Raw genomic sequence first — 16172 nt, 5'->3', positions numbered from 1 at the left:
AAGAAACTGCGAAGACGCTTTTGTTAAGCTTAAAGTTGCTTCGCAATCTCTTAATATTAAATTTTAAAATCATATCTTTAACTGAGAAAATATTATCCATATATTAGCTATAAAAAATACCGTTTCTACTATAATTACTTTAAATTTATTACTAGCTTTATATATGAATGAAAATATCCATATAGCAATAATTAGCACAGGTGTAACTAAAACAAATAACATTTTGGGTATATAGTTATCCATAGTTCCATTATTGTTTACATGCATCCCAATCTTTACAGGTAGATACATATAAGTAGCGACATTAATTATAATTGTGATCACTAAAAAAATTATACTTATCTTTTTTATTAAATTTTCGTTCATCAAAATTATTCCTTTCCTTATAAGTTTACCCCATAATTTCTAAGAAGATTTTTTCACCCTTAGTTTTAGTTATTCTCCAAAGCAAAATATTTAATATGAAAAGCGTAATAATCACTACTAACAAAAATACTGTAAAATTATTAGGTTTCATTAAATAAAAAATTCCTCCAATAATAAACATATATACAAACCCTAACAATGATGAAATCAAAACACTTGCACTTTGTTTTACAACCGCGGTCTCAGATTGCCATTCTAATTTAGGAAACAACAAATTTGCAATTATTCCTGTAATTGAAGACAAAATCGCACTCAAAATACCTACCAGTACAATCTCAAAATATTCTATAAATGTAATTCCTAATGCAAATTTTAAAACTGTAATGTCTATAATAAAAACAGGAACACTTATTGTTAAGCTAAGAAGTATTTTACTCTTAATAATGTCAATATATTTTATTGGTAAGGTCTTTATTATCCAAATGTTTTTTCCTTCTAATGATATAGAGGGTGCCGTAACAAATGTTAACATTATAGAAAATATCATTATTGCTGCAAACATAGGTATTATGATTCCTTTTAATTCTGGAATTTTTAGTATTTTAAGAATTGTATCTTTACCAAATATAGCTGTACCAAATGCAACAAAGGTCATCATAACAGCTCCAAATCCAGTATTTATAAAATATGGAAAAGATGAAAAATAGAAACTTATCTCTTTTTTATAAAGTGCCATTAATATTGACGACTGTTTAAGCCTTGACATATCATACTTGGATACTTTATAGTTCTCATTCATATCTGCATTAATATTTTTAAAACTCCTCGAGAACAATATTGTAAATAACATAAATATTAATGTATTTATAATTATAAACATAAAAAAAGATATAAGATTAATATTTTGGGTAGCATTTAAAAATATTTTTGTTATAAAATATATATTTGTTATATTCTGAAATACAGCTTCTACATTTTGAACTTGAGTTGTTGATATTAACTTTATATTATTCGTTACTATAAATAAAGCAATTATTACTACAAAGGTTCCAATTGATAAAATTAGATTTCCTCTTTTATTTTTTGATGATATTTTTGCTATTATAAGAGATAAAACACAGCCTATAATCATAGGTATAACTTGAACAAATAACAATAAAACAATTACTATTATATAATACAATGCATTACTATTAGCTGTAATTCCATATACAATAAGTGGCGGCATCCCGAATACAATTACACCTATAAAGTTAGTTATATATAAAAAGAAAATTTTACTTATAAGAATTGAAGAGGTTTTAATTGGAAGCGACATAAGCATATCATAATCTTTAAAAGAAAATAAATACCCTGATGCTTTTAATATTGTAAAAATCAGTGTACATCCATTAGCAAATAAAAATCCAAAAACAATAAGCATGTTTAATTTATTTATCATGATTAACGAATTGGCCATCATAAAAAAGTATGCAAAACTTCCAATTAAAACTGCTGTAAATGCCCATACAATAACAATTCCTATCAATATTTTTTTAGCTTTTTCAGCCTTTGATTTTGTATTTATAAATTCATTTATACCAAAAAAATTCATTATATTTATTTTTATGAGCAAAAAAACATTATTCATTATCTACCAACTCCAAAAATAAATTTTCAAGAGATTCATCCCCAGTAACCTCTTTTGTTTTTCCACATTTTATAAGTTTACCTGCTTTTATTATTGCTACCTTATTGCAAAGTTTTTCTGCAACTTCTAAAACATGTGTAGAAAAAAATATAGCAGCACCTTTTTCACATAACTCTTTCATATATTCCTTTAACGTGTGAATGGCCTTAGGATCAAGCCCGGTAAAAGGCTCATCAAGTATTAAAATTTTAGGTTCATGAATAAGTGCGGCTATTATAGCTAATTTTTGTTTCATTCCATGTGAATATGAGGATATTAAATCACCAAGATTTTTACTGATTTCAAAGCCATTAGAATATTTTTTTATCCTATCTTGCCTAATATCTTTAGATATATTAAATATGTCTGATATAAAATTAAGATATTGTATTCCTGTCATGCTTTCATAAATGTCAGGATTATCTGGAATATACGCCATAATTTTTTTACATTCTAATGGTTCCTTTTTTATAGATTTACCATCGATTAGAATATCGCCTTCTGAAAAATCAAGTATTCCCGTAATGCATTTTATTGTTGTTGTCTTACCTGCTCCATTATGGCCAATGAAACCATACATATCACCATTTTCTATTTCAATGCATAAATTATCTACTGCTTTTTTACCATTTCTATAGGTTTTAGAAAGATTGGTTATTTTAATCATTGTAAATCTCCTCCATTATTTTTGTACTTTAGAAGTTCCTTATAAAATTTCTCTGTTTTTGAAGCATCTTTATTATTAATGATTACAAAATCCTTACCCATAATTACATATAAATATGGACCTTTGTCACTTTCTAAGAATACTGATCCCTTTCCAAGTCCATTTACATCATATGTGCCACGTTCAATGCTGCCTATACCTTCTCCAGAAGACTTTGAATGGTCTGGTATTGTATTATTTATATATATCTTATTTATGGTTTTTGTATCGTAAAATCTTTCTACTGCACCTGCTTTAATGTTTAACTCTTTGTTATCCACAGAAAGGGTTGTACTCTGAATACTTTCTTCTATCATAAAACCACCTATTAAGCCAAACACAATAATTAACAATACACTACCCGCTATTATAGACGTTTTATTATAATATTTTTGTGTCTTTGATTTTTCAGCCCCTTCTGATAATTCATATCTCTTAGAATAAATTGCACATTTTAATGAAAAATATATCACGTCCACAAAAAAGAGGATTATATCCAATATGGAGGCAATAGTATGTGATTTTGAAATTGCTACAAATATGACATTTATAATGACAATAGATACCCCCATATACATAAGATTACTTCCATTAAATTTTGCAAGCCCCTCCCTATCATATTTTTTTGTTGGATCATATCCATTAAGCATCTCAATGGCTTTGTATTTATACAATATAAAACCAAGAACCAATATAAAAATTCCAACGGCCATAAAAATAAAATACATTAAATTCATATGAATGCCCCCTAAAGCTACTTTTTCATAAGTTTTGGTGAACTTATAATAAAGGTTTCTATTGCATGTTTGTTATCATCATCAAATGTAACTGTAATTGTTGTTTCTCCTGATTCATTTTTATATTTCACATCATAAACAATCACAATATATTTTTTACCGTTCTGAGATACTTTCGTTCCCTGTTTAAACTTTTTTGAATTAGGTATATATTTACCTATTTTTGTATTTACAATTTTATTTTGTTTATCCATCTCATCCTTAGTAAAATTTTTTTTAGTGGCACTACTTAAATTCTCTGCAAACTTATCATAGTCATTATTATTTTGTGCTATAAGCATATTTTCCACAGTACTATTCGCAAATTTAGTGCCACTTTCACTTATTTTCTGTGAACATCCAACTAATATAAAAATTGATAAGGCTAACATTATAATTTTTATTTTCATAATTAGTCTTTTCCTCCTTAAATGTTGTACATAAGTAGTAAGATATACTCAAGTACATTTAATAATATAATTGAACCTATCACTGCTATTATTAACACATAAGTTCTTATTTTCCCATAATTAAGTCCAAAGGCGATTCCAAATCTTTTTTCTACAAACAATGCTGGATCTTTTGGATTGAAATAGATAAGTCCTAGTTTCCAATATTTATCATCATCCAGATTATCACAGCTATTTGTATCTATATTATTATCATCAATTTTAATTCTGCTTCCTCCTTGCCCTGTCCATAAGGATATAATTAAAATATCTAACAAAATAAGAATTACAGTTATAGGCTTTAATAAAACCAAAAATTTAAAGTTTATATTTACAACTTCTAGCAAAAATAAATTTGTAATAGTACTTTCAATTAAAATTAACACATTAAGAAATATTATATTTGCTGCCCATCTATATCTAAAAACTCTATTTATTTCTCTTGAATATTCTGGTCTAAAGCTACTTATTTGCTGTTTAGACCTCTCTATAATTTGGTAAATTAAAAACATGTATATAGTTATAAAAATCTGCTGCAGTGGGACTTCAAATATTACTCCATAAGATTTAATTGTAGTAATATCAATTTTTCCGCTGGCATTCCAATGTACTGGAACAAATATAGGTAATCTATCAAATACTAAATATCCTATTATTATATTTAACAAAACTATACTTATTGGAATTAAAAACCATTGTCTGTGTGGCAGAAGTCTCTGCTTTTTATTATTTCTAAAATTTGTATCTATAACAACTATCTGTTTTTTATAAGTTTTATCCTGGTTAAATTTTTTAAATTCCTTTACTTTTTTATGAGAGAAATAATATATAATCGTAGATAAAATAAAAAATGCTATAATACCTATTAATAAAACAATATTGCTTGGATGAGTTAATAACATATAACACAAAAATACTACATAAATTCCACACACAAAAATACTGTTTCTTATATAAAGTTTTTTAAATTCCTTAAGCTTTTCATGGTTAATTAACTTCCTCGGAAGTCTAACTCCAAAAAAAATTTCGCTTCGCATTATAAGTGGTGTAGATATTTTCAAAACAAGAAGCATCAATATGAAAATAAAAGCTAATATCAAAGTCCAATTCGTATAATCCATAATCATAACTCCTTCATGCCTCTGCAAATTTTATATATATTTCTTTTATTTTTTTTATTATTTCTTCTTCCTTCATGCCTCTACAATATGCCTCTGCAATAATAGGTTTTATATCCTCCTCAAATTTACTTTCATAATCATTTAACTCCATATTTTGTTTTGAATTTATAACAGCTCCTATCCTTCTGTCCATAAGAATAAAATTATCATCTCTTAAAATAGCATATGCCTTATTAACAGTGTGTAAATTTATTCCTATGTCTTCTGCCATCTGTCTTACAGAAGGCAAACTTTCCCCTTCTTTTAAAATTCCAGCTGCTATACCTTCAATAATTTGTTGTCTTAACTGTGTATATATTGGTACATCTGAGCTAAAATCAATTTTTATAAACATAAACACCTCCAACTAGATAATATGTTATAGCTGTTATACATAATATATAACAGCTATAATTATAAATCAATTTTTAAAATCGCTGTAATTCTTTGCAATTTTAACTTTAAGCCTCGCTTTATCCATATAATCATGGAATATCTCGGATTAGATTAAATTTTCTACACTATGCTAATTTTAACTATTTTGAAAATCACATTAAAACTTAATACAAATAGATTGAAAAGTATTGACTAAAGAATTTCATCATAGCTAAAGCTAGATGAAAAGATTAAAGAAAGCCTTCGGCTAGATGGAAGAATTGACTAGGTAAAGCCGTCAAAGGTGATAGAAGTTACTTACGTAACAAGTAAAGGAGATTTTTCTTCCTACGTCACAAAAATAGTGAATTTAAATTTATATATCTTAGTATCTAAAGATAACTCTACAATATGTTTTAACCGTAGGTTTTGTTTTTAGAGCCTTTTGCTGCAAGCAAATTCTCTCACCATTAACGGCATTACCGTTAATTCTTTAATCTTGCCACTCTGGCAATCTTTAATCTTTTTACTCACGTAGTAGAGTAAAATTCTTTAGTCTTTTTGCTTACACCTTATAAAAAATCCAAACAAAAATAGGCATCTGAGCTAAACTCAAATACCCATTTTTTTAATACTTTATAATCTTTATTTTACTTTTGTTTTCTTCTTGATAATAAAATAACCCCTGCCCCAAACATTAACATAATTACTCCAAATATAAGAAGTACCGATTCGTCAATAACTGAACCTGTCTTTGGAAGACTTGCAGCAATAGTTTTCTGAGCTGCAAAGTAATCACTACAATGATTTAGGGATATTGTTATATATCCATTAGCATCTGCTGTAGCTTCCGTAACTATTTCATAGGTGTTTTTATCTGCAAAATATCTGTAAATATTAACTGTCTTATTGGCAAAGTCTGTACCTAATGATAAAGTTATCTTTGCTGTTCCAGGAAGTATTCCATTATAATTGAAAGAAAAAGAAGCTATATTTATATCTTTTCCTAAGATAGATTTAACTTTATTTTCTTCTTTGTCTCTGAGCTTGTAGCTTACATTCTTTAATGATAAATCTATATCACTTGTAGTGTATCTAGTAATGTCTTTTCCATTAAATACCCAAGTAGCACTTGCCGTTACAAAGGTTATTGTCTTATTCTTACCCTTCATTTCATTAAATACATCTTTAGATATTATAGGATTTTCTCTTGCATCAATTTCTAATGCTGTAATGTTAGCATCGTCTATTTTAGCAATGATGTCACTAGTATTATTTTTCAGTTGTATACCATTTGTTTGTTTTGTATTAGTACCACTATCTCCAGAACCTGTATTTCCACCTGAACTTACGTTTCCACTACTGCCAGTTCCAGAAGCTCCATTTCCACCTGAACTTGTATTTCCACTGCTACCAGTTCCATTGTTACTAGGTTTAACTACTGTTACTTTACATTTGGCTGTAAAGCCTCCATCTACCGTGGTGGCAGATATATCTGTTGTTCCTTCACCTACAGCCGTTACTTCTCCGTTTTTATCAACTTTTGCAATATTGTCATCACTTGAAGTCCAAGTTACATCCTTTAAAGTGGCATTATTAGGTTCTAGGTTAGCAACAAGTGTTACATTCTCACCAACTTCTAAAGATTTTGATGTATCCAAAGAAACTCCTGTTATCCTAACTTTATCACTAACTACAAAGCTTGGATTATAGGCATCTTTTAACCCCGCTTCATTAATATCAGCAGCTGTATATTTTGCAACAAGAATTGTACCTGACTGAGCTGGTACATTTACAGTTACGGTACCATTTTCAACTGTATATTTCTCACTATTATTTAAAGCGTTTGTTAAAATTGTTCCATCTGCAATATCAGGAACATTTAATTGTAATCCACTAATGTTTGTAGTTTTTCTGTTTGCTACAACCACTGCGTGATTTGATGTATCATTTCTAGTATATGCTAATACATCACTAGAATTAGTATCATTAACTTGAAGCGGCACTATATCTCCTGTTCTTAAAACCGGATATGCATTTCTTATGTTAGCAAGTCTTGCATACCAATCAACTAAAGTCTGGTTTCCTTCTCCCCATTCCATAGCTCTTCTATCATCAGGATCGGCTCCACCAGGCATTCCAAGTTCATCACCATAATAAATAGTAGGTGCCCCTGGATAAGTCATTTGAATAAATGGCACTAGCTTCATCTTTGCAAAATCTGCTTCTGAAGGATTTGGAGCTATTGATTTGCTATCATTACCAATACCATCAAAATCTGAAATTATTCTTTCAGTATCATGAGAATCAACAATATTCATAAGAGCTTCAAAAGCCTCCTTTGGGTACTGTTCTCTCATTTTTTCAAGGTCATTCATAGCTTTCACGGCATCTCCTGAACCAGTTACATACTCTTGCACTGCTCCTCTAAACCTATAGTTCATTACAGAGTCAAACATGTTTCCAAGAAGATACTTTGATGAATCGCCCCAAATTTCACCAATTATTACATCATCAGAATTTAATCCCTTAATTGCAGGTCTAAAGTGCTGCCAAGTATCATCAGAAACACTGTCTGCAGCATCTAATCTCCAGCCATCTGTACCTAATTTTAGCCAGGACTTTGAATCTGCATTTGGACCATCTATTATATCATTTGCCCAAGATGTAACATTATGTTCTGAATTGTTTAGTGCTTGAATTTCTGGCATGGAGTCATTTCCATTCCAACCGTTATATTTATAAACTCCTGAGGCATCTTTCTGATTGCTGATTATAAACCAATCTTTATAATGAAAATCTGTTATACCCATTGCTGTTAAATCGGTTTGTACTTTACCTTCTGCATCTTTTTGAGACATATTAGCATTTTTATTCATTAAGTCGTAAACTCTTGACCAATATTGATATGCCCCTATAGGTTTGCCTTTTTCAACATATTTACCATATCTATCAAAATAGATTGAATCATCAGAAACATGGTTAAATACTCCATCAAGAATTAAATGCATACCTATTTTATGTGCTTCATTTATCAGATTAACATAATCATCCATATTACCAAGCATAGGATCAACCTGTGAATAATCCTTAGTATCATACTTATGGTTTGAACTAGCCTCTGATATAGGATTGATATACAAAGTGTTAACTCCTAAGGATTTTAGATAGTTAAGTTTGTCTTGAATCCCCTTTAAATCCCCACCATAGACATCGTTATTCCATATGCCATCTCCAACATTTCCCTTATAATCAGGACTTACAATAGGTTTTCCAGCAGCATCCTTAATAATGTTTCCATTTAAATCCTCCTCATACTCTAAGTTTGGATCTTCTGGTATGGAATACCATTTATTCACACACTCATAGAGAGTATTTCCTCTTGCAGTGGTATCAGCATAATCATTACTTGTACTACCATTAAAAAACCTATCCGGGAATATTTGATATATAACTGCATTCTTCATCCAATCAGGAGTTTTAAAGTTCTGATCATATACAGTCAAATCGTACTTTCCAACCTTTCCAATATCATCTGCTTTCCCAGCACCATAATATCCATCATCATCACCATAAGCCTTAACATCTGAGCCATTCGTTACAGCAAAATAATACTGATACAAACCTATAGTAGTTGGATTAAAATCTACTGACCATCTATCAAACTGGTTATTTTTATCTGAAGCAAAGGTACCATTCTTCTTCATATCTAAAACCATTGTGCCCGAACCTGATAAAATAATTAGCTTAGCACCAGTTAAATCACCTTTTTTAGCCTGTAAATTAAACTTTACATTAGTATTAGTTGGTATTGCCCCATATATGGACTTAAAACTTGCATCCTTAGAATTAAAATATATGTTTGCCGTATCAATCTTATTAGTTGATAAATCATTAAATATTATTCCCGTTACAGCATCATAACTTATCGTAACATCCTTAGAATTTTCAGTAATATCTATAGTAGGAACCTTGATTGTTTTACTCCCATCTGTTATTAGTAAATCGCTGTGCGTTCCTTTACTTAATGTTATTTTATAGCTATATACCCCTGTTAATCCATAATCTAAAAGAATAGTATTAGCTGGTACATCAGTTCCTGATAATATTGGAGAATCCACCACATATGTAGTTGTATCAACTATAACATGTGTAGTATCTGAATAATAAAAGGTTACATCTTTTGTATTTGTAACTGATAAAGCTATATTCCCACCATTATTTACCCCATTGGCTCCATAGTTTTCTGCCCAAGAGCCTCCAATGGCTACTTTATACTGGTAATTTCCAGCAGGTACATTTTTTAAAGTTATTTTATATAATCCATTTCCTTGGTATAACATTCTTGTTTTTGTATCACCAGGTGCCCAGGAGCTAGCTCCAACAGCAGCTTGAATGTCACCAGCAAGAACTACTTCTTTTCCACCTGGTTGTTCAGTAAGCTTCCTAACTACTTCTATGTTTTTAGTTACTGTTATACCATCCTTTTCACCCATTATTGAAATTGTTTTACTATCAATTCCATCTGGTAAAGCACTTGCTTTTAGTACTCCATTAGCATCAATTGTAGCTAAACTATTTTGTGAAGTACTCCAATTAACACCAGTTGTTTCTGCATCGGTTCCATCAGTATTTAATTTAATAGCTGTTACATTAGTTGTTTCATTTTGTTGAACTTGTCCAGCAATATTTATTGCATAAAATCCTGGAACATATGCCAGTGAATTACCTCCTGAAGACGTATTCGTGTTTTGCGGGTCCGTAATCCAGTTGCTGCTATTAACTACAAATTTATATTCGTGTTTTCCTGGTACTAGAACTCCTGTTGTTATGCTCCATATATTATTATCACCTTTTGTCATAGGAGTTGCTGTGCTGCTCCACCCATTCATATCCCCCGCTAAAGATACAGAAGTTGTACTACTATCTCCTTGGTATTTAAATACCACAGTTCTGTCAGCATTTACTGTAATACTTTGAAATGTAGGTGAAACGTTTACAGTTGTGCTCGCAAACGTTTTAATGTTTGGTACAAAAGTAATCAAGAGAAAAAAGGTAATTACCAAACTTAGTACTTTTTTAAGTTTTTTCAATATATCCCCCCCTTTAATATATTAAGATGCAATCGATTGCATCTTAATATATATTACTATACAGTTAACATTTTTTCAAGTATATGTTAATATATATTTTATTACTTTTACTTGACAGCCATGTGTATACTGTATATACTGTTCATATACAGTATTGATGCTTACACTTTGCAAAGAGGAGTTAATCAAATGAATATAATTATTTCAAATTCATCCGGAGAACCAATATATAAACAAATAAGCAGCCAGCTTAAAAATCTTATTTTTAATGGTGAGCTACTGGAAGGTGAATCTCTTCCTTCTATAAGAAGCCTTGCAAAAGATTTAAAGATAAGTGTGATAACTACTAAAAGAGCCTATGAAGAACTTGAAAATGAAGGGTTTATTTACACACTTCCAGGTAAGGGTTCCTATGTATCTGCTCAAAACATGGAAATCTTAAGAGAAAAAAAAATAAAAATTATTGAGGATAAGCTATCAGAAGCAGTTGATGCAAGTAAATTAATTGAACTTCCTATTGAAACCTTAAAAGAAATGTTAGATATCTTATACAATAATAAATAATATGGAGGACATTATGGATAATATTTTAGAAATTAAAAATTTAACTAAAAGCTATAAAGATTTCACTTTGAGTAATATAAGTTTCAATTTAAAACCTGGGTATATTATGGGATTTATTGGTCCAAATGGTGCTGGGAAAAGTACTACCATAAAACTCATTATGAATTTAATAAAAAAAAGCAGTGGTGAAATCAAAATTTTTGGAATGGATAATATAAAAAACGAAAAAGAAATCAAGCAAAAAATAGGATTAGTATATGATGAAAATTATTTTTACGCTGACCTCACGTTATCGCAGATGAAAAACATCATTGCTCCCTTTTATAAAAATTGGGATGATAAGGTTTTTAATAGGTATTTATCTCAATTTGATCTGAGTAAGAATAAAAAAATAAAAGAGTTATCAAAAGGCATGAAGATAAAATATTCTCTTGCTATATGTCTTTCTCATAATGCCCAGCTTATTATAATGGATGAACCAACTTCTGGCCTTGATCCTATATTCAGAAGTGAACTTATAGATATATTATTATCAATAATTCAAGATGAAAACAAATCTATTTTTTTCTCAACACACATCACTACTGATTTAGAAAAAGTGGCTGATTACATTACCTTTATAAATGACGGTAATTTGATATTTTCAGAAGAAAAGGATGACATTTTAGGTAAATACGCCATAATTAAAGGTAGTAACGATATCCTTACGAATGAAAATAAAAAAGAGTTTATAAGTGTAAAAACTGGGATTTTTGGTTTTGAAGCTTTGACAAATAATAAAAAGAAAATAGAAAACATTTTTGGCGATAAGGTAATGATTGAAAATGCTAACTTAGAAGATATTATGGTGTATTCAGTAAGGAGTGGTGAAAATGTTTAATTTAGCTTTAAAAGATATTGTTATTCAAAAAAAAATTATACTCGTAACAATTATTTTTATAATTGCTTATGCTCTACTAATTACTTTTACTAACTCAACTATAAACCTGATGAATTTTGTTCCTATAGTAATTGCATATACTTCAATTATGGGTGCATGCTCTATTGATGATAAGAATAATTCAAATGTATTATTTGCAAGTCTTCCTATAAAAAGAAATGATATTGTTTTAGGAAAATATTTATCGGCTTTTATTTTTCTCGTACTCGGAATTATAATCTCTATAGTCTTATTAACAGTACTAAATATTAATAAATTTAATGCTTTGGAGGACATATTGATTCCTATATTAAGTTCCATGACATGTGCTTCTTTATTATGTTCTATATTTTTCCCCGTCTACTTTAAATTTGGTTACTTAAAGTCAAGATATTTTAATATTATGTTGTTTTTTGCTGCTTTCTTCTTACCTGGAATCTTGTATCCTTACCTAAAAAAACCTATAAACAGTATTCTAGCAAATTTGCAATATACTCCAAACTCCATAATTATTTTATGGATACTTATTTTTATCATTGTGCTTAATACCGTATCCATTATAATTTCCATAAATATTTTTGAGAATAAAGACTTGTAACAAAAGGATTTTAAGCACCATTTATATCCTTAATTTTAATATTACCTTTGTTTTTAGATTCATCCTATTATAGTGTCAAGCTACATCTCAATTTCATATAATATGAATAGCTTAATTATAATGCAAATTTATATAACTATGCAAAGATTGAATGGAGTTTGATTTAATTTGAATAAATATAAAATATGCGTTTATGCTATATGTAAAAATGAGGAACAATTTGTTGATCGTTGGATGAATGTTGTTACCGAAGCGGATATTGTAATTGTTACTGATACAGGTTCTACTGATTCTACTGTTAAAAAACTGCTTAACAGAGGTGCAATAGTATATAAAGAAAAAATACAACCTTGGAGATTTGATGTAGCAAGAAATATTGCTATGAATCATATTCCGGAAGACGTAGATATTTGTGTATCTAATGATCTTGATGAAGTCTTTGAAGCTGGTTGGAGACAAAAACTTGAAAAAGCTTGGAATCCTAACTGTACACGTGCTCGTTACCTTTTCACTTGGAGTTATCATGAAGATGGTAGCCCAAATAAGCAGTTTCCTATGGAGAAAATTCATAGCCGCAAGGGATTCAATTGGATACATCCTGTACACGAAATTCTTGCATATAATGGAACTGCCAAGGAAAACACTATTTGGATTCCAGAGATAATTTTAAATCACTATCCTGATTTGTCAAAGCCAAGGAGTCAATACCTATCCTTATTAGAGTTATCCGCTAAAGAAAACCCAGATGATGATAGAGGTGTATTTTGGCTTGGAAGAGAATATATGTATTATAAAAAATATTATGCTAGTATTTCTACTCTAAAAAAATATTTAAACATGCCAACTGCTACTTGGGCTGAAGAACGTTGTGCAGCTATGCGATTTATTGCTAGGGACTATGAAAATATAGGGAGTTTACACGAAGCTCGAATGTGGCTTTATAAGGCTATTGCCGAATGTCACTATGTTCGCGAACCATATCTAGATATGGCCCAACTTGGATATTTAGAAAGCGATTGGCCTCTTGTAAAACTTATGACAAATGAGGCTCTAAAGATTAATACTAGAACTGAAAGCTACCTTTTAGAGATTTCTTCTTGGGACTATACCCTTTATGATCTTGCTGCTATTAGTAATTATAGACTTGGATTGTATGAGAAGTCATATAAATATGCTGCAAAAGCTTGTGAAATGTCTCCAGAAAATGAACGTCTTAAAAATAATCTTTATTTAATAAGTCTTAAAGTAAAGTAAGCTTTGAGGTGATAATTTGAGTAAGTATAAAATATGTGTTTATGCTATATGTAAAAATGAAATTCAATTTGTTGATAGATGGATGAAATCTATGAGTGAAGCTGATATTATAGTAGTTACTGATACTGGTTCTAATGATGGCACTGTAGAAAAACTTCGGGAAAACGGTGCTATTGTATATATAAATGAAGTAAAACCCTGGAGATTTGATGTTGCAAGAAACATTTCACTTGATCATGTACCTAAAGACATTGATATTTGTGTCTGTACCGACTTAGATGAGATTTTTGAAACCGGCTGGAGAAAATGTCTTGAAGATTCCTGGATGCCTGGCACAAAAATGGCTAGTTATTTATACAATTGGAGCTTAAAAGAAGATGGTACACCTGACATACAATTCAACTATTTTAAAGTTCATTGTAGATATGGTTATAAATGGTGCTATCCTATACATGAATGTTTAAAGTATATGGGTACACCTCCTGAAAAAGTAGTCTTCGCTAATGGTATGGTTCTTAACCATTATCCTGATAATAACAAACCAAGAACCTCCTATCTTCCCTTATTAGAAATGGCCGCTTCTGAATTACCAGAAGATGATCGTGTTAATTATTATCTTGGTCGTGAGTATATGTATAGTGGAATGTGGAAAAAATGTATTGATACTTTAAAAAGACATTTATCTCTAAAATCATCTGTATGGAAAGAAGAACGTTGTGCTTCAATGCGATGGATTGCAAAATCATACTTTCAGCTTTCAAATTATACCGAGTCATATATTTGGTATTTCAGAGCTATTTCTGAATGCTCTCATATGAGGGATCCTTATATAGAATGTGCTAAAATAGCCTATGCATTAGAAAATTGGGAAATGGTATTTTATATGGTACAACAAGCTCTAAAAATAGAAAAAAAGTCCTCAACGTACGTTAATATGGGATATTGCTGGGATTACACACCATATGACTTGGAAGCTATAAGTTGCTATTGGCTTGGCATGTATGAAAAATCTCTCAATTGTGCAAAAAAAGCACTTTCATTTAGCCCTAATGACACCCGGCTAATTAATAACTTATCAATAATAGAGAGCAAATTTATTAATAAATTATAAAGAGGAGTATAAAATTAACTTATACTCCCCTTTTTTATATTATAAATTTAATCACGACACATGCCTTAATTAATTTTTTCATAGATAATTTAGCAATACTATCTGTTCATTAATACTTAACTCAATATGCTATTACTCTATGCAATTTGAGTGATAACAAGATGTGCTGAAACAGGCCTTGTTCCGCCTGCAAACGGAGTCATTGTTAGTGCCGTTGAATTTCCAGCAGGATTTCGCACAGTTAGTTGTGAATTAATGACTGTGGTATTCACAAGAGCTATTCCTACTATCTGCGAAGTTCCTGTTGATCGTCCAACCACCGTATAGGCTAAGTCTACACCATTAAGAGTTAAAATTAATTGACCTGGTTCATTCACACTTACTTGAAACAATACCTGATAAGTTCCAATTAAAGACAAGTTGAATGTGCTAGCACTAGTACGAGAAATAAACAAACCATTATTAGGTCCATCTTGAGGAAAACTTACATCTGTTCCTGGAGCAACTGTGGCACTATTATCAGGAGGCATCAATGCAAAAAAGTCTGCAAAATTTATTACTCCAGTTGCTCCCGTTGGGCCTGTTGGACCTGTTGCTCCCGTTAATCCGGTTGCTCCTGTTGCTCCGGTTGGACCTGTTGGTCCTGTTGGACCCGTTGCTCCTGTTAATCCGGTTGCTCCCGTTGGACCTGTTGCTCCCGTTAATCCGGTTGCTCCTGTTGGTCCTGTTGGACCTGTTGCTCCCGTTAATCCTGTTGCTCCTGTTGCTCCCGTTGGGCCGGTTGGACCTGTTGGCCCTCTTTGTCCAGTTGGGCCGGTTGGGCCTGTCGGACCTCTTCGCCCAGTTGGGCCTGTTGGTCCGGTTGGACCCGTTGGACCTCTTCGTCCCGTTGCTCCAGTTGGGCCTGTTGGGCCGGTTGGTCCACAACATGGATGCTTCTTGCATGGATTTTTATTTGGTTGATCGCAATCATAATCTTCCGGCAAACCTATATTTCGTCTGTAGATGTTTATCATTGTATCATCATTACTGTTGTAGCTCATACAAAAATCTCCTTCAAATAATATTAGATAATATTATCCAATATTATTTTATGCCGTATAAAACAATATGATAATAATAATTCATTTTT

Annotated in this window: 14 protein-coding genes; 5 read left to right on the top strand and 9 right to left on the bottom strand. The window is 30.6% G+C overall.

Translation table 11 applies throughout. The features are described from left to right. Nucleotides 1-69: 69 nt before the first annotated feature. The 8 genes from B8978_RS08305 to B8978_RS08270 form a co-directional block, all read right to left on the bottom strand. Nucleotides 70-366, bottom strand: coding sequence for a DUF1648 domain-containing protein (locus B8978_RS08305; protein ID WP_084115187.1), 297 nt, complete (start codon nucleotides 364-366; stop codon nucleotides 70-72). A gap of 25 nt (nucleotides 367-391) precedes the next feature. Next, nucleotides 392-1996, bottom strand: coding sequence for a putative ABC transporter permease subunit (locus B8978_RS08300; protein WP_084115186.1), 1605 nt, complete (start codon nucleotides 1994-1996; stop codon nucleotides 392-394). After that, nucleotides 1989-2702 (bottom strand): ABC transporter ATP-binding protein, encoded by a 714-nt coding sequence (locus B8978_RS08295; RefSeq protein ID WP_084115185.1) that lies wholly within the window; start codon nucleotides 2700-2702, stop codon nucleotides 1989-1991. Before B8978_RS08295 ends, B8978_RS08300 begins: the two co-directional genes overlap by 8 nt. After that, entirely contained in the window at nucleotides 2699-3478 is a 780-nt protein-coding gene (locus B8978_RS08290; protein WP_084115184.1) for a DUF3784 domain-containing protein, read from the bottom strand. The genes B8978_RS08295 and B8978_RS08290 overlap by 4 nt, the downstream gene beginning before the upstream one ends. Nucleotides 3479-3495: 17 nt before the next feature. Next, nucleotides 3496-3927, bottom strand: coding sequence for a DUF3887 domain-containing protein (locus tag B8978_RS08285; RefSeq protein ID WP_084115183.1), 432 nt, complete (start codon nucleotides 3925-3927; stop codon nucleotides 3496-3498). 17 nt (nucleotides 3928-3944) lie between these two features. Beyond that, nucleotides 3945-5087: a DUF1648 domain-containing protein gene (locus tag B8978_RS08280; protein WP_176212648.1), complete on the bottom strand. Its 1143-nt coding sequence runs from the start codon at nucleotides 5085-5087 to the stop codon at nucleotides 3945-3947. A gap of 13 nt (nucleotides 5088-5100) precedes the next feature. Continuing rightward, a complete protein-coding gene (locus B8978_RS08275; protein WP_084115181.1) occupies nucleotides 5101-5481 on the bottom strand; it encodes a GntR family transcriptional regulator in 381 nt (126 codons plus the stop codon). 670 nt (nucleotides 5482-6151) lie between these two features. Then, nucleotides 6152-10594: an alpha-amylase family glycosyl hydrolase gene (locus B8978_RS08270; RefSeq protein WP_084115180.1), complete on the bottom strand. Its 4443-nt coding sequence runs from the start codon at nucleotides 10592-10594 to the stop codon at nucleotides 6152-6154. Nucleotides 10595-10783: 189 nt separating this feature from the next. Between B8978_RS08270 and B8978_RS08265 the strand changes: the two genes are divergently transcribed. The 5 genes from B8978_RS08265 (at nucleotide 10784) to B8978_RS08245 (ending at nucleotide 15040) form a co-directional block, all read left to right on the top strand. After that, the gene (locus B8978_RS08265) at nucleotides 10784-11158 is read left to right on the top strand and encodes a GntR family transcriptional regulator (protein WP_084115179.1); all 375 of its coding nucleotides are present in this window, start codon (nucleotides 10784-10786) and stop codon (nucleotides 11156-11158) included. Between the two features lie 13 nt (nucleotides 11159-11171). Beyond that, nucleotides 11172-12038, top strand: a complete 867-nt coding sequence (locus B8978_RS08260; RefSeq protein ID WP_084115178.1) for an ABC transporter ATP-binding protein — start codon at nucleotides 11172-11174, stop codon at nucleotides 12036-12038. After that, nucleotides 12031-12675 (top strand): ABC-2 transporter permease, encoded by a 645-nt coding sequence (locus B8978_RS20505; protein WP_084115177.1) that lies wholly within the window; start codon nucleotides 12031-12033, stop codon nucleotides 12673-12675. The genes B8978_RS08260 and B8978_RS20505 overlap by 8 nt, the downstream gene beginning before the upstream one ends. A gap of 168 nt (nucleotides 12676-12843) precedes the next feature. Continuing rightward, nucleotides 12844-13929 carry a glycosyltransferase family protein gene (locus B8978_RS08250; protein WP_084115176.1) on the top strand — a complete coding sequence of 362 codons (1086 nt, stop codon included), beginning with the start codon at nucleotides 12844-12846 and terminating at the stop codon, nucleotides 13927-13929. 16 nt (nucleotides 13930-13945) lie between these two features. Continuing rightward, on the top strand, nucleotides 13946-15040 hold the full coding sequence (locus B8978_RS08245; protein ID WP_084115175.1) for a glycosyltransferase: 1095 nt from the start codon (nucleotides 13946-13948) through the stop codon (nucleotides 15038-15040). A 137-nt stretch (nucleotides 15041-15177) separates the two neighbouring features. On the opposite strand, the gene B8978_RS08240 is transcribed toward B8978_RS08245, so the two are convergent. Next, nucleotides 15178-16083 carry a hypothetical protein gene (locus B8978_RS08240; protein WP_242950522.1) on the bottom strand — a complete coding sequence of 302 codons (906 nt, stop codon included), beginning with the start codon at nucleotides 16081-16083 and terminating at the stop codon, nucleotides 15178-15180. Between the last annotated feature and the right edge of the window lie 89 nt (nucleotides 16084-16172).

The organism is Clostridium acidisoli DSM 12555, assembly GCF_900176305.1.
Lineage (GTDB): Bacteria > Bacillota > Clostridia > Clostridiales > Clostridiaceae > Clostridium_I > Clostridium_I acidisoli.
Note: the sequence above shows the minus strand (reverse complement) of the source record. Positions and strands in the feature narration are given on the sequence as shown.